Source organism: Coleofasciculus sp. A1-SPW-01, from assembly GCF_040217205.1.
In the GTDB taxonomy this organism is placed as follows: domain Bacteria; phylum Cyanobacteriota; class Cyanobacteriia; order Cyanobacteriales; family Coleofasciculaceae; genus Coleofasciculus; species Coleofasciculus chthonoplastes_A.
The window spans coordinates 22,147-43,161 of the sequence record NZ_JAVJNP010000018.1; the positions used below are offsets into that span (position 1 = coordinate 22,147).

Annotated in this window: 22 protein-coding genes; 15 read left to right on the forward strand and 7 right to left on the reverse strand. The window is 45.2% G+C overall.

Going from position 1 to position 21,015, the window contains the following annotated elements:
* Positions 1–24 precede the first annotated feature (24 nt).
* The 6 genes from RH949_RS03350 (at position 25) to RH949_RS03375 (ending at position 4,561) form a co-directional block, all read left to right on the forward strand.
* Positions 25–1,206 (forward strand): glycosyltransferase, encoded by a 1,182-nt coding sequence (locus tag RH949_RS03350; protein ID WP_446351920.1) that lies wholly within the window; start codon positions 25–27, stop codon positions 1,204–1,206.
* Between the two features lie 131 nt (positions 1,207–1,337).
* Entirely contained in the window at positions 1,338–2,096 is a 759-nt protein-coding gene (locus RH949_RS03355; protein WP_446351921.1) for a sulfotransferase, read from the forward strand.
* A 108-nt stretch (positions 2,097–2,204) separates the two neighbouring features.
* Complete coding sequence (locus tag RH949_RS03360) at positions 2,205–3,104, forward strand: sulfotransferase family protein (protein ID WP_446351922.1); 900 nt, start codon at positions 2,205–2,207, stop codon at positions 3,102–3,104.
* Positions 3,105–3,408: 304 nt separating this feature from the next.
* The gene (gene rplU / locus RH949_RS03365; RefSeq protein ID WP_446351923.1) at positions 3,409–3,852 is read left to right on the forward strand and encodes a 50S ribosomal protein L21; all 444 of its coding nucleotides are present in this window, start codon (positions 3,409–3,411) and stop codon (positions 3,850–3,852) included.
* A 161-nt stretch (positions 3,853–4,013) separates the two neighbouring features.
* Positions 4,014–4,301 (forward strand): 50S ribosomal protein L27, encoded by a 288-nt coding sequence (rpmA, locus tag RH949_RS03370; protein WP_446339739.1) that lies wholly within the window; start codon positions 4,014–4,016, stop codon positions 4,299–4,301.
* A 122-nt stretch (positions 4,302–4,423) separates the two neighbouring features.
* Positions 4,424–4,561, forward strand: coding sequence for a photosystem II reaction center protein K (locus RH949_RS03375; protein ID WP_006103223.1), 138 nt, complete (start codon positions 4,424–4,426; stop codon positions 4,559–4,561).
* A gap of 176 nt (positions 4,562–4,737) precedes the next feature.
* Here the strand turns inward: RH949_RS03375 and RH949_RS03380 are convergent, their stop codons facing one another.
* Positions 4,738–5,292 (reverse strand): glutathione S-transferase family protein, encoded by a 555-nt coding sequence (locus RH949_RS03380; RefSeq protein ID WP_006103175.1) that lies wholly within the window; start codon positions 5,290–5,292, stop codon positions 4,738–4,740.
* Positions 5,293–5,303: 11 nt separating this feature from the next.
* Positions 5,304–5,768, reverse strand: a complete 465-nt coding sequence (locus tag RH949_RS03385) for a hypothetical protein (RefSeq protein WP_006103250.1) — start codon at positions 5,766–5,768, stop codon at positions 5,304–5,306.
* Positions 5,769–6,282: 514 nt separating this feature from the next.
* Here RH949_RS03385 and RH949_RS03390 point away from each other — a divergent pair.
* Positions 6,283–6,987: a tetratricopeptide repeat protein gene (locus tag RH949_RS03390; RefSeq protein WP_006103198.1), complete on the forward strand. Its 705-nt coding sequence runs from the start codon at positions 6,283–6,285 to the stop codon at positions 6,985–6,987.
* 76 nt (positions 6,988–7,063) lie between these two features.
* Here RH949_RS03390 and RH949_RS03395 read toward each other — a convergent pair whose 3' ends face one another.
* The gene (locus RH949_RS03395; protein ID WP_044209014.1) at positions 7,064–7,456 is read right to left on the reverse strand and encodes a slr1601 family putative cell division protein; all 393 of its coding nucleotides are present in this window, start codon (positions 7,454–7,456) and stop codon (positions 7,064–7,066) included.
* Between the two features lie 511 nt (positions 7,457–7,967).
* Positions 7,968–8,063 (reverse strand): photosystem I reaction center subunit XII, encoded by a 96-nt coding sequence (gene psaM / locus RH949_RS03400; protein WP_071777246.1) that lies wholly within the window; start codon positions 8,061–8,063, stop codon positions 7,968–7,970.
* Between the two features lie 175 nt (positions 8,064–8,238).
* Here psaM and RH949_RS03405 point away from each other — a divergent pair, with 175 nt between their 5' ends.
* The gene (locus RH949_RS03405; RefSeq protein ID WP_006103236.1) at positions 8,239–8,955 is read left to right on the forward strand and encodes a TerC family protein; all 717 of its coding nucleotides are present in this window, start codon (positions 8,239–8,241) and stop codon (positions 8,953–8,955) included.
* Between the two features lie 275 nt (positions 8,956–9,230).
* On the opposite strand, the gene RH949_RS03410 is transcribed toward RH949_RS03405, so the two are convergent.
* Positions 9,231–10,205: an undecaprenyl-diphosphate phosphatase gene (locus RH949_RS03410; protein WP_446351924.1), complete on the reverse strand. Its 975-nt coding sequence runs from the start codon at positions 10,203–10,205 to the stop codon at positions 9,231–9,233.
* A gap of 291 nt (positions 10,206–10,496) precedes the next feature.
* On the opposite strand from RH949_RS03410, the gene RH949_RS03415 reads away from it, so the two are divergent.
* Together RH949_RS03415 and RH949_RS03420 are read left to right on the forward strand one after the other, a co-directional pair.
* Positions 10,497–11,237, forward strand: coding sequence for a DUF3120 domain-containing protein (locus RH949_RS03415; RefSeq protein WP_446351931.1), 741 nt, complete (start codon positions 10,497–10,499; stop codon positions 11,235–11,237).
* 152 nt (positions 11,238–11,389) lie between these two features.
* Positions 11,390–12,382 (forward strand): adenylate/guanylate cyclase domain-containing protein, encoded by a 993-nt coding sequence (locus RH949_RS03420; protein WP_044209089.1) that lies wholly within the window; start codon positions 11,390–11,392, stop codon positions 12,380–12,382.
* Here RH949_RS03420 and lipB read toward each other — a convergent pair.
* Positions 12,379–13,044 (reverse strand): lipoyl(octanoyl) transferase LipB, encoded by a 666-nt coding sequence (gene lipB / locus RH949_RS03425; protein ID WP_446351925.1) that lies wholly within the window; start codon positions 13,042–13,044, stop codon positions 12,379–12,381. The genes RH949_RS03420 and lipB overlap by 4 nt on opposite strands.
* Before the next feature lie 34 nt (positions 13,045–13,078).
* On the opposite strand from lipB, the gene RH949_RS03430 reads away from it, so the two are divergent.
* Positions 13,079–13,321 carry a hypothetical protein gene (locus RH949_RS03430; RefSeq protein ID WP_006103127.1) on the forward strand — a complete coding sequence of 81 codons (243 nt, stop codon included), beginning with the start codon at positions 13,079–13,081 and terminating at the stop codon, positions 13,319–13,321.
* A gap of 647 nt (positions 13,322–13,968) precedes the next feature.
* Here the strand turns inward: RH949_RS03430 and RH949_RS03435 are convergent.
* The gene (locus RH949_RS03435) at positions 13,969–14,136 is read right to left on the reverse strand and encodes a hypothetical protein (RefSeq protein ID WP_446351926.1); all 168 of its coding nucleotides are present in this window, start codon (positions 14,134–14,136) and stop codon (positions 13,969–13,971) included.
* Positions 14,137–14,564: 428 nt separating this feature from the next.
* Between RH949_RS03435 and RH949_RS03440 the strand changes: the two genes are divergently transcribed.
* The 4 genes from RH949_RS03440 (at position 14,565) to RH949_RS03455 (ending at position 20,649) form a co-directional block, all read left to right on the forward strand.
* Positions 14,565–16,916, forward strand: coding sequence for an NACHT domain-containing protein (locus RH949_RS03440; RefSeq protein ID WP_446351927.1), 2,352 nt, complete (start codon positions 14,565–14,567; stop codon positions 16,914–16,916).
* A 99-nt stretch (positions 16,917–17,015) separates the two neighbouring features.
* Positions 17,016–17,198, forward strand: a complete 183-nt coding sequence (locus tag RH949_RS03445) for a hypothetical protein (protein ID WP_006103216.1) — start codon at positions 17,016–17,018, stop codon at positions 17,196–17,198.
* A gap of 434 nt (positions 17,199–17,632) precedes the next feature.
* Positions 17,633–17,830, forward strand: coding sequence for a hypothetical protein (locus RH949_RS03450; RefSeq protein WP_446351928.1), 198 nt, complete (start codon positions 17,633–17,635; stop codon positions 17,828–17,830).
* Between the two features lie 86 nt (positions 17,831–17,916).
* Positions 17,917–20,649, forward strand: coding sequence for a CHAT domain-containing protein (locus tag RH949_RS03455; RefSeq protein ID WP_446351929.1), 2,733 nt, complete (start codon positions 17,917–17,919; stop codon positions 20,647–20,649).
* Positions 20,650–21,015 lie beyond the last annotated feature (366 nt).

A 21,015-nucleotide genomic window follows, 5' to 3' on the forward strand; every position in this document is an offset into this window, starting at 1 on the left:
ATCTTTAAAAAATATAACAATCCGATGAATAAATATTATATTTTTTTCACGAGAAATGTCTTGCCTAAACCAGAAGCTCATATAGTTCATGATGTGAATACGGCTAATGCAGCAGCAAACCTAGGTTATCCCGCTGTCTTAGTCTATCTTCAGAAACCACAGCAATCCCTTAATCCCATTGACTGGATTTATCCATTTCGCCTAAGCCAGCCAGAGGAAAAAATCGTTAAATATTACAATATTCACAATAAACTTAAAGTTATTCCCCTCGCTATGCCGTGGCCCATTGGTCGAATTGGAGGAAAGTGGACTCACCCCAGTACGATAGTTTGCAAGTACTATTTTCCTATTCATATTTTTCCTCATACTAAAATTTTGCATACTTTAGATTGGAATTTGGTGAAAGCAGCTATTCAATCGGGTATTCCAGTTATTTACGAGCGAGAACACTATCCGAACCATAAATATGATCAAGACATTGTTCAAAATCCTCTCTTTCAAGTAGCGGTCACAGTTGCCGATCCTGTGCGCGAGAAAATGATTCAAAAGGGAATGCCACCAGAGAAAATACTCAAGCTTCATCTTAGCTTTAATCAATCATTTCTAGTTCGACAACCTGACAAGGCTAAAGAATGGCGACAAAGGTTGCTAGCCGAGGGACGAGAAAACTTGGTAGTATATTCAGGAGGATTGTATCGATTTAAAGGGGTTGATCTGCTAATTGATGTTGCTAAAAAATTACCCCAGATTCAATTTGCCTTTGCCGGAGGAGATGAATCGCAGGTACAAGCCTATCGCCAACTAGCTAGGGAAAAGCAAGCGGATAATGTTACGTTCTTGGGTTACATTCAGCACGAACATTTACCTAGTTTACTGCAAGCTGCCGATATCTTAGCTCATCCTCACTGTTCGGGCGAAGCCGCAACGTTTACCTCACCCCTCAAATTCTTTGAGTACTTAGCGTCTGGAACTCCTATTTTAGCAACAGAGATCCCTCCATTAATGGAATTCAAAGAGGCAAATATTATTGCTGGCTGGTGTGAACCTGATAATCCCAATCAATTCGCTCATTGCCTTCAATATACCCTAGAAACCTATCCCCGAAGAGTGAATGGTTATTCAGAGCAAATTTGTTTTGCCCGTCAATTTTCTTGGGAAAATCGATTATCAAGAATTATGAGTCACATAAAAAAATGCATTATATAATTAATTAGGCAACAATGTTTATGCAATTAAACTATTAGAACAAGTAATAAAATTTATGTAATTTTCAACTGGTTTAAATTAAGATTAAATCAACAAGCTATGTTAGAATAAATTGAGGAGGAAAATAGCAAATGTTCAATTGTCTTATATTAGGTTCAGGACGTAGTGGAACTAGTATGGTGGCTGGGACTCTGAATGGTGCAGGATATTTCATGGGAGATAGGATAATGTCTCCAACTCGAATCAATCCTAAGGGCTATTTTGAATCAAAAAATGTTGAAGCTATTAATGAAGAATTATTGAGTCAGGTCGTACCTGCACGACCAAGAGGAATAATTGGAAATTTTTTCAAAAACAGACCGACTAAAAATCAACGCTGGCTTGCCAGAATACCTTTGGAAAAAAAAGTTCATTGTTCTCAGGGAATAGCAGAAAAAATAGAATCATTAACGCAGAAACAACCTTTTTGCTTTAAAGATCCTCGCTTCTGTTATACATTGCCTGCCTGGAGACCATTTTTAATGGATACTGTATTTTTGTGTATATTTAGACATCCAGCGGCAACTGCTTCCAGCATTCTGAAAGTTCGTGAAAAGCAAAAATATTTACATAATTTTTCAATAAATTTTGGTCAAGCACTGCAAGTATGGGAACTCATGTATCAGCACATTTTAAAAATCCATATACACAAAGGTAAATGGTTATTTATTCACTATAACCAAGTATTAGAAGGGACAGGACTTGATAAAATTGAAGAGTTTATTGATGGCAAGGTAGACCGTAACTTTCCTGATGCTTCCTTACAAAATTCTGACTCATTTGAACCTGTATCGGCAAAGACTTATGAAGTTTATGAAGAATTATGTAAGTTGGCTAACTATAAAGAGTAAATTTTGGCAATTACATGAGTTGATTGATAAATAAAGTTTAGTTTTTATGTAAAAACTTTGTTGCATTTAATCCCAATAAACTGATTTCAAGGAGTTCAAAATATGATAATGCCTAATTTTTTAATTGTAGGGGCGGCGAAAACAGGAACGACTTCACTTTATAGATATTTAAAGCAGCATCCGCAAATTTACATGAGTCCTGCAAAAGAACCAAAGTTCTTTGCCTATGAAGGAGAAACATTGAATTTTTGCGGCCCCGATGACTCCAAAGAAGCCAAGTCAGTTGTGACTAACATTGATGCCTATCAAGCACTATTTGATAAAGTAACCGATGAAATAGCGATTGGCGAAGCATCTACAATCTACCTTTACAGCTCGAATGCGGTTAAACGGATAAAACACTATATTCCTCATGTGAAGCTGATTACTATGCTTCGCAATCCAATTGATAGAGCTTATTCAAATTTTTTACATTTGGTCTACCAAGGTCGTGAACCATTAACAGATTTTGCCCAAGCTCTTGAACAAGAAGAACAGCGAATATTAGATAACTGGTGGCCTTTTTGGCATTACAAAAAACGGGGGTTATACTATGTCCAACTGAAACGCTACATTGATGTGTTTGAACGTGATCAGATTAAAGTTTATATCTATGAAGATTTCCAGAATAATCTTTTCAGTGTTTTGCCAGACATTTTTAAATTTTTAGAAGTCAACGAAACATTTATTCCTTGTTTATCCGAAAGAGTTAGAGAATCCCGCCGCGCTCCAAAAAATAAAACTTTATATGCACTCTTTAACAAACCAAACCCAATTAAATCGATATTGAAGCCACTGTTTCCCGATAAACTGCGCCAGCAAATTACGTTCACTGTTAACAATGGAAATCTTGTTAAACCTAAAGTTTCACAAGAAGTCCGCAAGCAACTCGTCGAATTTTATCGAGAAGACATTCTTCAGCTTCAAGAGTTGCTTCAGCGAGATTTATCAAAATGGTTAGAGTATTGAGAATGAAGCGACTTTGGCAGAAAAACTTTGCTAAAACTTGACAAATTTAGCATTTATAAGGAAAAATAGAAAGCTACCTTTCTACACCTGCTCGGATCAGGTAAAGATATAGCAAAAGCAGCTCAAAGCCTGAGAGTCACAGCGATTTATCGCTTCTCTACGGGATTAGGACTAAGGAAAAGTCGTTAGGCTTAGTACAAGTGTTAAGCTAGACAGTGCTGTCGCTTGTATATCTGATGTTGTGTCTTAGTCCTAACCTACTAATGAGCTAGCTACCTGTACGGCTACATTTAAGGACAATCACATGAGTTACGCAATTATTGAGACAGGCGGAAAACAAATACGAGTTGAACCTGGTCGTTTTTACGACATTGAACTCCTACCCGTTGAACCCGAAGAAAAAGTTACGATTGAACGGGTGTTGCTGGTTGAAAATAATGGTGACGTCACCATTGGTCAGCCTTGGGTTGATGGAGCAACCGTTGAAGGCACGGTAATGCGACATTTTCGCGATCGCAAAATCCTGGTCTACAAGATGAAGCCGAAGAAGAAAACCCGCAAAAAGCGGGGACATCGCCAGGAAATTACCCGTCTGATGGTTGATGCTATTAGTATGAATGGTTCAGTATTAGCGGGTACTAGCGCTGAGTCCACGGAAACACCGACGCCGGCGACGCCTGTGGAGGTAATGCCATCTGAGGCTGAGGAGTCAGCCCCTGAAGCAACATCGGAAACTGCTTCAGAATAAGAAGAGGAATCCACTCACACCAAATCCGCCTTTATAACTCCATGCAAGAGGAGGCGATTGAAATCGCTGCTACACAAGCAAAGTCCGCCTGCGCGGACTAGGTTATAACGGGGGTAGCGTTCCCCGGATTTGGTATCACACCATTAAAACAAGAGGAGACTATGGCTCACAAGAAAGGTACAGGTAGTACTCGTAACGGTCGTGACTCTAATGCCAAGCGGCTAGGAGTTAAACGCTTTGGCGGTCAAGTTGTCAAAGCAGGTAACATTTTAGTGCGTCAGCGGGGTACCAAATTTCACCCCGGCACCAATGTCGGTCGTGGCAAAGATGATACTCTATTTGCCCTGATTGATGGCACGGTGACGTTTGAGAGAAAGGGTAAATCTGGCAAGAAAGTCAGCATTTATCCAGTTGCGGCTGAAGCTGAACTGGCAACAGCTCAGGTTTAGGTTTGTAGGTTGGGTCTCTTCTCTAGACCCAACCTACCCCCTGAAGCTAGCTCAGTTGTAACCCAGTTCATGTTAAGATACATTTCAATTCTGAAAATTCGTTTAGAAAGGAAGACTTAACTATGGAAGCAGCCATGCTGTTGGCGAAATTGCCTGAAGCCTACTCTATCTTTGACCCTATCGTAGATGTTCTCCCAGTCATCCCCGTCTTTTTCTTGCTGCTAGCGTTTGTTTGGCAAGCGGCTGTGGGTTTCCGGTAAATCACTAAAATCAATTATGACAAGGACACCCAGTTAGGGGAAATGGCACTGACTTTAGAGTTTGTAGTAAGCGATGCGAGCGCTTCTGATACGCTTCGTGCCTACTACGAACCCAGCTTAAGTCAGCAGCATTCCAGTTAGGGGTGTCCTGATTAATATTCCACAGCTTTATATATTTAGCTGCGTCCGCCAATCGTTTTTTGAAACGCCGATCGCTCACCAAGGCGTTTAATATAGTCTGAGATAGCTGGGTACTCGCTCAGGTCAAGCTGTAACATGATCGGGATATAACTCAAATACGATCCCACAGCCACATCAGCGACACTAAACTGATCTCCCAACAAGAACGGTTGATTCTGTAAACGCTGCTCAAGCGGGGGAAATAATTTCGGCATTTCCCGCTCTCGACTCGCCTCCACAAAAATTCCCGGACCAAGCGTCGCATTGGCAAACAAAATCCATTGAGCTATGGTTGCTTGCTCCTCCAATCCGTTCAGGTTGCCATATTTTTGAGCCAAGTAGAGCAAAATTGCTCCTGACTCCCACAGTTGAAAATCCCCATCCACAATAGCTGGGACTTTACCCATGGGATTAATCGCCAAATAATCCGGCTGGCGATGTTCTCCAGCTTGCATGTCCAACAGTATATAGTCGTAGGGAACGCCCAGTTCTTCTAAATACCACTGGACAATTGACGCCCGACTGCGGGAGCCACCATAAAGTTTCAGCATCGTCGTTTGGGTTATAGAACTTTGTGAGTGTATTCGTGCTGTTTAACGTCGTCTTCCTTACGCACAACTCGGATCTGATTTAGCACCCGCTTGCGTTCGATGGAGTAGTTAAAATCATCGCGTGTTGTACCGGGGGGAATGTGGGCTTGTGCCTCCGGACGAGTTTTGTACGTGCGAGCTGCTGCGATCGCGCGGGCGATAAAATCGTCGCAAAAATGAGCCTCTGCGGGAAATTCCGGCGGTTTTTCTGGGGTGTCACCACTGATCACCTCGCCCAGTGTGGTGCCATGCGCCATGGAATAGGAGGTCGGAATCCCTTTGAGAACTGCCTCCAGAGCCGCCGAAGGAATCGGTTCCAGGATTTTCACCTCCTCAACTTCACCCTCTTGTTTCAAGAAGCAGGTGGCTAACCCTACCACTAAATAGTTATCCGCACTAACGTCAGGAGCATCCTGTAATGCTGTTGTGGTTGCCATATTTTCAGTGTCCTTAACTATTCCCAACCCAAACCAATCAGTTACTTGGGTTGCATTTTACCACCTTCTAGACTGGACATTCTTTATTGGTGAGTTAGACTGGGCAATCTCTTGCTGGAGAATGTAAAGAAACGTTGCAGATTTCTGGCAGGTTACCGTTAGCCCTGTAAGGTTGGGGGGCAGAGCATCGCCAGATGGCAATAAAGGTTTGAGTGCTGATTGCGAGCGGAATGAACTCGTGTTCGATTGTGCCAATTTTTGTAGGTTCACACAGCTAGCGGGGTGAACCACACCCAGGATAGAGGGAATGACTCAGCTTCATTGATTAAGATTTCAGGAAAGCAGCTAAGCTGTGCTGTAGATTTCTCATAGAACATCAATCAGTTGGGTTGGCTGGTGATTATGAAGAGGAGTAAAGACGCCTCAGGAAGTGACACACCGACACCAACTCGCGGGGTGCAGCCAGACTTAAGGTTGATTGTAGATAGACCGCAGGTGTTGTTGGAGGACGATTATGAACGCTCATGTATTTATCAAAGGCGATGAAGAGAATAGACAATGGATTCCCATGTCCCGCCGGAAACCCCAGCCTTTACCCATGATTACACTGACCCCTCGAACCCCTGACCACCTTTCGATTAAAAATTTACGCACCTCAGCTCAACGCCAAGCCAAACAGGGAGAGTACAGTAGTGCGATCGCGCTTTTGAGTCAGGCAATTAAACATCATCCTACCCACGCCATTGACTATAACAACCGAGGATTGATTTACTTCCAAATGGGTCAGCGTCAAAAAGCTTTAGACGATTACAACCGAGCTTTACAACTCAATCCCGAATTGGACAGCGCTTACAATAATCGCGGCAATTACTATGCTGCCATGGGACAATTAGCCAAAGCACTCGCCGATTACGAAAAAGCATTGGATCTCAATCCGCGTAATGTTCGCACTTGGATTAACCAAGCCATCACGTTTCGGGAATTAGGGCTTTATGACCTCGCTATAGAAAACCTCGACTTGGCTTTAATCCTGGGATGCCTACAAAACCACATCTATGCCGAACGAGGTCGTACCTATCATCTGCGGGGAGACTGGAACTGCGCGATCGCTGACTATCAACGCGCCCTCTCTCAACTCCCTGTGTCAGGAACCTCGGGTCGCCTGCGCCAGAAAGTTGAAACCTGGATGGGTGAGTTACTTGATCCCTTAAGCGCATGAATTCAAACCTCAACTGGGGGTTGAAAGTGTTCCCTGTTCCCTGTTCCCACCCCAGAATTTATTCAGCAGCCCCTATTTAGTTATCGGGCATGAGACGTCGATCTTCCCAGACGACTTGACGCTGATTTGGATCAACCCGATAACTTTGATCTTGCATAACTCGTCTAGCTTGTGCCGGATCAAACGCTTCGCCGAAGTCATTGCGGAGTTTCTGAACACGGCTTTGGGTGCGTTTCACTTCTGATCGTACTTCTTGCAACTTCGCCTTTTGGGACAGATGATAAGGCAACAGTTGTGCCAATCCCGCGATCGCGGCAGTACAAAGAATCAGATTTACCACTAATTTAACCGTAATTTCACCTGCCACAACGGAGTCGGAATGCCGCCGTGGACGACGCTCTTGGCGAGGAACCCTGCGGCGGGTTGGTAAAGGTTGCCGAGTGGGTCGAGAGGTTGGGATTGCATTCATCTCAAAAAAACTCGCTGGAGACTCCCGTTATCGTCTTTGATTTAGCGGCAGAGGAAAGCTCGGCAAAAAGTAATCGCTTCCCTTGTACAAAAGTTGGTAAGACCCCTACCGCCTTATTGACTAACGACGTTTGACGCGCCAGCGTTCGCCTCTCGTCTGGATAGTTACAGACTCGTGCTTTTAAACTGTACGCCTAGGGGCTAATGGAACGTATGTCCGTTGCCAAAAGGTTGACAATCGCTAACATTTTCGTCCGGCTTCATCCTGGCAGTGTCGGCACTCACCAGTCCACCGACTGACATGACCGAGCTGGTTGTCTAAAGTTCAGATCATAGACGAAGAGTTTTCCGCAGGCAATACTCTGCTGAGGATAGTCAGATACCTTACAGCATTTTGCTGCCATGATCCGAAATTATGAGATGAGGGGTGCAACTCAAACCGTATCCACAAGACAAGGGTTGACATCACACCCCTCATCCTCGCCAGTTCCCAGCCCGATTGAGAATGAGAACTACTTATAGAGTTCCGTAGCTAGACGGAAGGCTAAGATACCGGGAATGAGCGCTACGACGAGAGCGACGAAAACTTGGGTATCTGAAAGGGACATGGTTTACAAGCTCCTAATTAAACATCAATATGACCTTTAGTCTACTGGCTATTGCTCCGTTTTCGGCAGAAATTTTGGGCAACACGTTAAGATTAGTTAACAGAAGGAACCATAGTTGCCGAGCAAGTGCAGCTTACATCCTCGTCAATACTCGAAATCATTATTTATTTCATTAATGCTGGATCAAGTTTTTAAGTTACCGTTCAATCTAGGAATAGAAGCCCCCTTAGTCCTGCTGATTTTGGTTGCCCTCGAAGCGGTGCTGTCAGCCGATAACGCGATCGCGCTGGCAACAATTGCTCAAGGGTTAGAAGACAAGCAACTTCAGCGACAAGCGCTGAACTTTGGCTTGGTGGTGGCTTACATTCTGCGGATCAGTCTGATTCTGACGGCAACGTGGGTGGTCAAGTTTTGGCAATTTGAACTTCTCGGCGCGGCTTATTTGCTCTGGTTAGTCTTCGAGCATTTCACCTCCGAGGAAGATGAACAACATCACCATCATGGACCCCGATTTACATCACTGTTACAAGTAATTCCTCTGATCGCCATTACTGATCTAGCATTTTCCTTGGATAGTGTCACCACCGCGATCGCAATTTCTGACCAAATCTGGCTGGTTCTGGCAGGTGGCACTATTGGTGTGATTACCCTACGATTTATGGCAGGTTTATTCATCCGCTGGCTACAGGAGTATGCCAATCTGGAGGATGCAGGTTACATTACCGTCGGTATAGTCGGATTGCGACTTTTGGTTAGAGCGATTAATCCAGAATTCGTGCCGCCCGAATGGTTAATGATTACCATTATTGCCTTGATCTTCCTGTGGGGATTTGCCCAACGCACGAATGAAGCTGACAACTCACTACCAGAAGTTAATGAACAGCCTGAATAAGTCGGTGGGAAAAATTAAAGTTAATGGCGAGGATCGTCATCTGTCATTTGTTATACTCGCTCCCTTGAGAAGCAAACTACGTCATTTGTGATAATTGAACGGTTAGGTCGGGGCGGGTTTAGTTATATCAGGGTGACAACGAAACGTTAGTGGTAAAACCCGCCCCTACAAAAGATGTTTCATCAGAATGTCTCTGCTCCACCAGCTCCCCCAGCTTCCCCTGCTTCCCCAGCTCCCCCAGCTCCCCCAGCTCCCCTGTTCCCTCCCCTCACTACCTAACTATCGGGCATTATCCCGGCGATAATCGCGGCTAAAATTGCCACACCAAAGGCGACGCGATACCAGACAAAGATCCAAGTGTTTGAGGTTTGTAGGTAACGAATCAGCCACGCGATCGCAGCATAAGAAAATATGGCTGATGATATCACGCCCACGGTGAGAGGCATGAATCCCCCCTCCCCAACTCCGGATTCTAATAAATCCTTTAACTCGACTAACCCGGCTAGGGTAATCGCGGGGATACCCAGCAAAAAGGAAAAGCGGGCGGCTGTTCCTCTTTCCAATCTCATAAACAAGCCTGCTGTAATCGTTGAACCCGATCGCGATACGCCAGGAACAAGTGCCAAGGCTTGAGCAAATCCCATCAAGATGCCATCCTGCATACCCAACTTATCGAAATTGCGCTCTCTCGTACCGATCTTTTCCGCAACGCCCAACAGCAGCCCCATAAAAATCGAAGCACAGGCGATCGCGACGGTACTCCGCAGGGGCGAATTATCAAAATCGGGAATAAATATCTTAATTAACAAGCCACAGAAGACAATCGGTAAAGTACCTAAGCCGATACCCACCGCCATGCGAAAATCGTTGGCTTGGTAATCCTTCCTCTGAATCGCTTGAATTGTGCCTGTGGAAATTTGCCATAAGTCTGACCAAAAATACCACAGCACGGCGGCAATACTCCCCAGTTGAATGATTGCCGTAAAAGCCACCCCCGGATCACCCCAGCCTAATACCACAGGCACGACTTTTAAATGCGCTGTACTGCTAATCGGGATAAATTCCGTTAACCCCTGCACCATTCCCAGTACCAACGCCTGAACTATGTTCATCTGGGAGGTGGATTGGGTTGTGGGTACGGCGACGTCTGTGGGAATGGTGGTGCCAAAACTCTTCAACGGTATGGTGAGTAAGGCACTCAGAAGGCTAATCCTTAAAAATTTAGACCACCGCCACTGCAATTTGATCATGTAAGTAGTCGGATAAGTAGTCGGACATAATTCAAGTTGAGCATAAGGACAAGAGAACAGGGAACAGTCAGGAGCTGAGGCTTGTTAAAATTCCCAATCCCTAATTACTAATGACCAGTCACCCGCTTTAATCGGAATTCTGGCATAGCTTGATCGCGATCGCAAACTTTCTGGAGGTGCTAGCTATACCCTATAATAGGTCATATCCCCCTAGGGGGGATAATGCTCATGATATATTGAGATATGTAAACATAAGTAAAGAAAATTAAACAAATCGTGTTTCGCAATAGTATGTTTTCTGATACATCCTCCAACTACTCCGATCCATCAGAAGAGGTTTGGCTTTTGAGGTCAATCCGTAGCCCCCTGAATGGTCTAGGGATAGGCTCAAAAGCTAGAGTTCAAGGCTGGTGGCTGTTTGCTGCTGCCTCATTTCTGGTTTCTGTCCCTGTGTTTGTGCAAGCGCCATTAGTCCGGCAACTTCCCTGGTTGAGTTTACTGTTGACCTTAGGATGGATCTGGCTGGGATTCAAGCTACTGGCGCGTCCAGAGATGCGAGTATGGGGAGATTTGTTACTGGGTTTTAGTTGGTGCTGGCTAGCCGGTTCAATTTATTGGGGCTGGCTGCGGGCTGAACCGCTGTTACATTTACCCATCGAAGCCATTGGTCTACCGTTTGCCCTGTGGGGGTTATGGCGGGGTAGAGGCGCTGTAGGTAATTTGTTTTACCTGGGTTCTCTGTTCGGGACGGCTCTCACCGATGTATATTTTTATTTAACGGATTTGATTCCCTACTGGCGTCAAATCATGGACGTTGATCCAGCCTTGATCACCCCGATCTTGCAAGAGGCGATCGCACAAGTACAAACCCCTTGGGGAATTAGCTGGGCAGCGGTTTTAGGATGTACACTAGGATTAGTAGGATGTGGGGCATTGACCCGAGGGCGATTGCCGTGGTGGGCATTTAGTGGGGCAGTATTGAGTACAATTTTGGTAGATAGCCTATTTTGGCTAGCAGCTACACTGCAATAAAAGCTCATGAATGTCTACAGTAAACAAATATTGACATCAAACCATAAGGGTAGTGAAGTTTCCGGAATCACTCGTTTGGCTTCAGAATGCATCTACTAGGATATAGACTTAATCCTCTGTTTATTTTTTAACCCGTCGTTGCTTCTGTGCCTGTGGTGACTCTACGATCCACTCCCTATTTACTTCTACCGACTGAGACAGGTAACCGCTACCTCCCCCTGGTGGGTAGTAATTGCTGGACAGTTGGTCGCGGAGATGATAACAATTTTGTCCTCTCTGATCGTTGGATTTCCCGAAATCACGCGATGTTACAGTGTACTGAAACTGGTGATTTCTATCTAATTGATTTGGGAAGTCGCAATGGTTCTTTCGTGAATGGACGCCGAGTGAGTATTCCGGTGACATTACGAAATGGCGATCAGCTGATGTTTGGTCAGACTGAACTGGAATTTCATTCACCATCCGATACCCGTACCCGCGATTATAGCCAACCCGCAAGTAGTGAAACCCTAACCTCTACGTTACATGTGCGCCGCCTCATGTCGGTGATGGTGGTGGATATCCGTGACTTTACGGTTCTAACTCGCCAACTGGATGAAAAGATTCTCTCTGCCGTGATTGGCACCTGGTTTCGCCAATCGGGAAATATTATCCGCAAATCGGGAAGTTGGGTGGATAAATATATTGGCGATGCGGTGATGGCAATTTGGTTTCATGGGCATAAAGGGGTGAGTAAAGACGAAGCCATGAATGTGTTGCAAGCGGTTAGCGATTTGCACCGGATGACGGCATCCCTTTCCAGTCAGTACCCCCTACCTTTCCCGCTACGCATTGGTACGGGAGTGAATACGGGTTATGCGATGGTGGGAAATACGGGCAGTGGAGATCGCCCTGACTATACTGCAATTGGCGATACAGTGAATGCGGCGTTTCGTCTGGAGTCGGCGACGAAACAAATTGGTCTGGATATTGCTTTGGGAGAAGATACCTATAGCTATCTGGAACAGCTAGGATACAACAACCTGGGCTTTAAACAACATATTGTTAGCCTGAAAGGGTATGAGAAGCCAACCACTACCTATGCGGGAACCTATGCTGATCTGAATAAGTTCTTAGCGACTCGCTGTTCGGAAAACTTGACTTAAACCGGGTTAAATCGGTCTGAGTTGTGATACCTAACCTGGAAAACCTCGGCAAACTTGGCAATTACTATGGGGCGGACTTGGTCTACGGTAATATTAGGAATAAACTGGGCAAGACTACCCACTGGTTTATCGGCAATTCCACAAGGGACAATGCGCTTAAACCCGCTTAAGTCGGGGTCAACATTTAGGGCAAAGCCGTGCATGGTAATCCAACGACTAACTTTAATGCCAATGGCGGCAACCTTGCGTCCCTCAAGCCAAACACCAGTCATCCCGGTTTCGCGATCGCCTTTGAGTCCATAAACCGCCAACACTTCAATTAAGACGGCTTCTAACTGTCGCAGATACCAATGTAAATCTTGCTGATAATATCGTAGATTGAGAATGGGATAGCCGACGAGTTGACCGGGACAATGGTAAGTGACTTCACCTCCCCGTTCGATGCGGTGAACCTCCCAATCAGCTTCTGTAGGGTTGAACTTGAGGAAGTCTAAACTTGCACCTTGACCTAAAGTATAGACTGGTGGATGTTCCATTAATAAGAGAACATCATCAAGGGTGGGATCGTTAATCCGTTGTGACAGGAGCGATCGCTGTTGTTCCCAGGCGACGGTATACGGTATAAGTCCTTGATTGTATAGTAAGCATTGACGTTGTGCCATTCACGTCCTATTCTCTGAAGATAACTTACCTATTATGAAAGACAAACTTATCTATTGGGTAAATCAGTTATTAGTTGCTGATTTCTTCCTGGTTTTATTCAGCTTCTTCTGGTTCGCGATCGCGCTGTTGGGGCGATCGATTGGTGTTTCACTGGGATTAGACCTGTGGTATAGCTTGTGGAACCCTGTCTTTACACCCGCGATCGGTCTTTTAATGGCAGGTGCGCTGTTCACTGGACTGATGAACCAGATTAACAAGCGTTTGAATTCAGATTGAACGAAATAGTTAAGCGCAGTCCCCAGGAGTGCGAAACGAAGATAATAAGCGGCAGCATCCTTAGTCTGGTTTTTCCTGATTTTTCACATATAGCAGTAGACACATCGATTAGGACTTTCGGCACCATTGTTCCAGACGCGCCATGGCGCGTCTCTACATAAATGATGTGTCCTAACCGCCATGGCGGTTGCTATACTTTAGGAGTTTGTCTAGGGTTGCCCTGGCTCCTACTGTAATTAGGGCATAGCTAAGCTGTTATGCATTTAAATTGGGTATTAGTAGCGAGCAAGATGCAAAGCCTGCGGCATGGCTTCGCTAAACGCACTACAAGGATTTCACCATTATTGATATTAAGGTTTAAATGTCGAACAGCTTACTAGCCCAAAACATAGGTGATGCAAGGTGTTTCCATCAAAAACCATGGAAAAAGTCGGCACACCAGGGAAGGAGCAAGAGAATCCGGTTCCCCTTCTCCCCACGGAGGGAGAAGGGGTTAGGGGATGAGGGGGAATTCCGAGTCTCTAATCTTCTCCAGAGTCTCGTTATACAAATCTGTTTCAATCCCTGATAGGGATTCAGGGGAATTCCGAGTCGCCCAAGAGTTGATTCCAATTGAGCCGATATTCGTTTCAATCCCTGATAGGGATTCAGGGGAATTCCGAGTAGTCAGTATTCGATTCAGTTTTATCCAGTTGATCCGTTTCAATCCCTGATAGGGATTCAGGGGAATTCCGAGGCTGCACTGCTCGACTACCTAGAGGATCTGGAGGTTTCAATCCCTGATAGGGATTCAGGGGAATTCCGAGGGCGGTCATCTGTAAGCCTGAGACTATGTAGTTATCAAGGTACAGTTGCGCGACTGATAAAAATAATAGCATTTCAGGCATCAAGTTTGACAAGAGCCTATTTATACAATTCGCTGAAAACCAGTTACAGTATACCTTTCAGGAATTGCGCGGCTGAGATTTTACGGCAATGGTGTTCAACCCCTGATACACCAAGCGATTCAGCCATTTTTCTAGAGCCGCCTCAAAAAACACCTACACATCCGCGCTATTGGCAAACTTGATACGCTCACCCATCTGCCAGTAGCGACCGACCTCTCCATTTTAGTACACCAAGTCATCGATTTATCTATCCCAATATCTCAAAAAATCCCTAAAATGTCGCATTTTACCAAATAAGTGGGAACACTCTAGCTAAATCCAGTAGGATTTGTCCTGCACTTGATCACCGATAGGCTATGGCAAGACGTTCGCTCAAAGCATCTACAGAAGGCATCCAAAAAGCCAAACAAGCGTTCCTGCGTAAGGGATGGACACAGGAATACTTAGCCGGAGAAGTAGGTTTAGAAACTCGTCAGCCGATTTGGAAATTTTTTAAGGGGAAACCTGTTGATCATCACGTTTTTATCGAAATTTGCTTTCGCCTCGATCTTGATCTCGACGAAATAGCCGCGTTACCGTCAACGGCTAACCCCCACCCCAAGCCGAATGTTCAAACGATTGACAATGATATTAATACTCTCGTCAATCAAGTGCGACAAAAGCATCATGATAAACTGCACCATCAATGTGGAACCCTACGTCTATTAGATATTACCCGACCGATTGATTTAGATGAACTCTATGTCGATGTTAATATCCTCGAAGAAATTAGCAGTCAACGATGGCTCGACCTCAATGATCTACAAGGCGACAAATCAAAAGACTTTGATCGCTTGGGCTTAGGCAATGTTCGACTGGAAGGGCTTGCCGGACTCAAAGCCGTGGAACGATATGGCAAATTAATGGTATTAGGAAAACCTGGTGCCGGGAAAACCACATTTTTACAACATTTGGCGATTCAATGTAATACGGGTAAATTTAAACCGGAACAGGTTCCCATTTTTATCCGCCTGAAAAACTTTGCCGAGGATGCTTGTTGTGAAAATAATGGGAATCTTTTTAACTATATTACCCAAGAATTTGAGCGTTGCCAGGTGACAGCCCCAGAGCTGGAAACGGTTTTAAATCAAGGCAGAGCATTGCTCTTACTCGATGGCTTGGATGAAGTGCCAGATAGCTGGAGTGATGCCGTCATTCGCCAGATTCGCCAGCTAGCCGACCACTATTATAAAAACCAGATTATTATTACCTGTCGGATTGCCGCTAAAGAATACAGGTTTCCCGGCTTTACTGAGGTCGAACTGGCTGACTTCAAACGCCCTCAACTTGAACAGTTTGTCAAAAATTGGTTTATCGCCGTTGCCCGGAATAAACCTGCATCAGGATTAAAAAAGGCGGCGCTATTTCTGGAACAGTTAGAAAGTCCCGAAAATCAACCGATTCGAGAACTGGCAACGACGCCCGTTCTGTTAAATCTGAGTTGTTTAGTCTTTCAAACTAAAACAGAATTCCCCAAAAAACGCTGTGATCTCTACAAACAAGGACTTGATCTGCTGCTGATTCGCTGGGACGAAGCCAGAGGGATTAAACGGGATGATATTTATCGTAATTTATCCTTATCCCATAAGCTACAATTGCTGAGTCAGATAGCCGCCATAACATTTGAGCAAGGGGATTACTTCTTTACCGAAAGCACCCTCGTCCACCTAATTGGTGACTATTTACAGCAACAGTTAGGCGATCGCCTGGATCTGGCTACCCTAGAATTAGATAGTGCGGCGGTGTTGAAATCCATTGAGGCGCAGCATGGTTTATTAGTTGAACGGGCGAGGGGAATTTATTCGTTTTCTCATTTAACCTTTCAAGAGTATTTTACAGCAAGGGCAATTGTCGCTAATGCTGAAACCTCTATTCCCCAGTTATTGTCCCATTTCACCGAAAAACGCTGGCGAGAAGTGATTTTACTCACTGCCCAGATGTTACCCAATGCTGATGGAATGATACAGTGCCTCAAGCAACAGATTGATGCTTTAGTTGTGGCAGAGGTAGAGAAGCCGCACAAAAACGAGCGATCGCCCGCCAAATTGTCCCCTGCTGAACCCACCGCCCAGACGTTACCAGGGCTACTTGACTGGGTGCGAAAAAAAGCCTTGACTGTCACCACCTCCTATAAATCGGCGGCTGTTCGGGCTTTTTACTTAACCCTTGCTTTACCCCCCAATCATCGACTCGCGGGTGACTCCACATTAGCCTTAGCCATTGATCCTAGACTCGCAGGTGAATTAGCTGGGGATATCGGATTAGATTTAGCCTTAACTCAAGCATTAGCCGTTGCGATCGCGCTGACTCCTGATCTGGTTGATGATCGACTCAATGCCTTACACCTTGCCCTTGAACTCGACTATCTAACCCAAGATACTCCACTTAGTACCGCACTCCGGCAATTGAAACAGCAGTTGCCTAACTGCCAAGACGATAAAGATAAGATTCAGCAGTGGTGGCGTCAGCATAGTCAAGAGTGGGTAGCACAGTTGCGATCGGTAATGATTGACCATCGAAATATAGGGTATGAATGGCACTTGGGTGCGCTATGGCAAAAACGGTTTGATTCCTATGATTATGCCAATCGGTTAATCGTAGACTGTCTCAAGAGTAATTGTCAGCTCACAGCTACTGTAAGACAAGAGATTGAGACAACGTTATTATAGGGATTGCTGAAAGAAGTTGTCCAACACGCCCAATCACCCTGAGTCGATGGATAGGTGATATAGTCTAATCAGCAAAAATACTTAGTTAAACAAGAACCTATGACTTTTTTGCAACTTGCCGTCATTACCTGTCTCACCTTTGTGTTGATCAAATTTACCGCCTCTGTCTTTGGCTATGGCAATAATCGCTTCTTGAATAGCTTGGTTACAGCCATCCTCGCTATTTTTGTCACCTTTGAACTGGTGAAGCTGCTACAGGCAGTCTTCATTAAATTAGGATAGGGCGGTTAAAACCGCATCTACACAAACAAAACCTGCCTTCGCAGGTTTCTAAATCGTGATGTTTTCCTACACGCTCCCCTACAGGTACAGTATAGGCGTCCTTTGTCGCCGTTTTAGAACCCACATTCGGCAGATATTTAAACGAGATTCATAGCGGTGAATTTGAACAAACACAAGCCGACGATGCTGTAGGGGCGACTCGCCTGCATCAATGAACACTACCCATCCACTCAATTGTATCGGGTCGCCCTTTACTTAAATGGCGCATGAATTCCAAACCCGCGATCGCATCCGACCCAACCCCGACAGAAGAAGGATGTACCATAAAACAATACCCAGACTTTCACGGTATGTGGCGCAATGTTTGTAGGGGCGGGTTTCACTATTATCTTTTCGGTTGCACCCAGATGTAACTAAACCCGCCCAGACGCGCCATGGCGCGTCTGGGCTATTGTAGAGACGCGCCATGGCGCGTCTCTACGTCCCGTGAACAATCACAAACAATACCCCCTTTCCCACAAGCCAATGGTGAAGCAGTTTTGGCGCTGGCTGATGCGGCTAATTCAGCCCCTATTACCCCCCTTCCTCAAACAGAAACCACACAGGCGGGTGAAACGTCAACGCCTCAGTGATGCAGACTATCAGCAGCTATTTGGGCAACTGCTAACTGGGATAAGTCAGGGATGGAAGCGATTTGACAGAAGGAGAACTTTGTTAAATGACACCACCAGAAGGACGGGATATTAATGAATATTTAGTGCAGCAATGGCTTCATCAGGGATGTAAATACCTGCTGGAGTTAGGGCAGTTTCAACAAGCATTTGCCTTTGTTGAGAAAGCCATTCACATCAAACCTGACTTCTACGAAGCGTGGGTATACCGGGGTGTGGTGCTGGCTTATTTAGGAGAATATGAAAAAACTATCGCATCTTGGGACAGAGCCATTCAAATCAAACCTGACGACCACGAAACTTGGAATAACCGGGGTGTGTTACTGGCTCAGTTAGGTAAATATGAATTAGCGATCGCATCTTATGACAAAGCCCTTCAAATCAAACCTGATTACTACGAAGCTTGGAACAGTCGGGGCATGGCTCTGGATAACCTAGGGCAATATGAAGCAGCACTCACTTGCTATGATCAAGCCTTGAAAATCCAACCCGATTGCCACCAAATTTGGTGCAATCGCGGCTTACCCCTGTTTAACTTAGGACGATATGAAGAAGCGTTTGTCTCTTCTGAAAAAGCCCTTCACATTCAATCCGATTGTGTCAATGCTTGGAACACACGAGGTGAAGCACTAGCTAACTTAGGAAAGTATAAAGAGGCGATCGCATCTTTTGACAAAATCCTTCAATTCAAACCTGATCAACACAAAGCTTGGCACAACCGGGGCACTTTACTGTCCAATAATTTACAACGACATGAAGAGGCGATCGCCTCTTTTGACAAAGCCCTTCAAATCAAACCTGATTTCCACGAAGCTTGGCTAAACCGAGGGGTTGCTGCTGGAAAATCCCGACACTATAATCCCGAAGCGGCGACTTTTTTACAGTTCCAATTCCCTAATACCTCCCCAATCTTGCCCAATCCCATTCTGACTCAACGGGGTTATCAAGGGGCATTGTTATCTTTTCAAGAAGGCTTAAAGCATTGTCTCCAAGACACCCACCCCGAAGGTTGGGGACAATTGCATCAAGCAATAGGAAACGCCCACTATCAGCAAGGAAAGTACCAGCGCAATTACCGCGACTATTGGCATAAAGCCGTAACCGAATATCACCAAGCCTTGATTACCCTCACCCCAGACGCCTATCCTGAACTACATTTAAAGGTTATCCAAGACTTAATTCGTGTCTTATTGGGCTTAAACCAAGACACAGAAGCCAAAAAATGGCGCAAACAAGGCTTAAAGGTATTCCATAATTTATTAAATAGTCAAAATTCCACATTCCAGAAACGCCGACTCCTGGCTGAATTCCTCCCTTTCTCTCAAATCGGGGTCGATGTTTTAGTTGAAGAGGGTGAACCTATCTTGGCATTAGAAACCGCCGAAACAAATAAGAATCTCTATCTCACCTGGATACTTGATGCCCGCAAAGAAACCACGCTTAGTCCCGATTATCGCCAGATTCAATCTCTCACTAATCCCACAACCGCGATTGTTTATTGGCATCTGAGTCCAAATGCTCTGACGACGTTTATTATTAAACACAATAGCGAGAATCCGATTAGTATTGATGCGTCTTTCTCCCCGTCGGGGGAAGTTAGGGGGATTAAACCCTTAGAAGATTGGATTAAAATCTGGGATGACTCCTATCAAGAGTATCGGAAGAATCCCCCCCAGCCCCCCGTGCAAAAAAAGCGAAGCAACATCTGGCTTCCCCCTTTTGAAGGGGGACGGGAGGGGGATCGAAAAGGGGGACGGAAGGGGGATAAAATGGATGAGCAAGAATTGGGACAATCTTGGCAGGATAAATTGCCGAACTTACTCGAAGAATTACAGCATATCCTGAATATTCCCGCAATTTTAACTCAACTGAATCCCGAATCCATCCCCAATCCCACCCCTCAAATTCAAAATCTAATTCTGATTCCCCACCGCGATTTACACCGCTTCCCCCTCCATGCATTATTTCCCGATACATTTACGATTACCTATCTCCCCAGCGCCCAAATTGGACTCAATTTACATAACCGTGGAGAGATACACCCTATTTTGCCCCTACTGATTGATTCTCCCCCTCACCAAAACTGTAAATCGCTTCCCAACGCCGTTATTGAATCAGCCGCAATTGCCCAATTGTTCCCCAATTCTCAGCGCATTTCCGGTAAGCAAGCCACGAAAACCACGGTTACTAATGCCCTTAACGGAAATTACACTATCTTCCACTTTAGCGGACATGGAACGTATGAGTACGAGACACCCCAAAACTCAGCCTTACTCCTCAATCATCAGGATAAATTAACGATTAATGATATCCGTCAGCTTTGCTTAAATTCCTATTACCTCGTCACTCTCGCCGCCTGTGAAACGGCGCTCACTGGAAGAGAAACGATTGAAAAGGATTATGTAGGATTAGTCAGTGCGTTTGTTTATCAAGGGGTTTCCCATGTCTTGAGTACGCTGTGGATAATTCTTGATGATATAAGTAGTTCGCTGTTCATCGTTTATTTTTACTGTCAACTGAAAAAAGGGAAACCGCCTGGGGTAGCGTTGACGAAGACTCAAAAGTGGTTAAAGAATCTCACCTATCAGGAGTTGGCGCGATATTATCAGGAGTTTGAGCAACAACTACCGAAAGAAGAAAATACCCTCCGCCCCAAGATTAGAATAGAATTGGGCAAAATCCGTGACATGGAACCCGATAAGCAGCAAGCAAAACCATTTCAACATCCCTATTATTGGGCGGCGTTTACGATTACAGGTGCGCCACCCGATAATTCATGATACCCGTAGGGGCGCACCGACGTGCATTGGTGTCAACTTAAGGTAGAAAACTAATACAGGGCGAGCATTTCACCCTCATCCCCTAACCCCTTCTCCAGACCCCCCTCGTTCCCCCCTACCCCCCTCGTTCCCCCCTCGTTCCCCCCTACAAGAGGGGGGAGGACAGAGGATGCTTCGCTTTTTTTGCAGGGGGGAGGACAGAGGATGCTTCGCTTTTTTTGCACAGGAGAAGGGGAATTGGAATATAACACCTTTCTTGCTCCCCTCTCCCCGGCGTGCTATGCATTACCCACATCTTTCTTAAACATTGTGCGATCGCGTCACGATCTGGCGGGACTGAGCGCAATTGTGTAGTCCAAGTCAGTA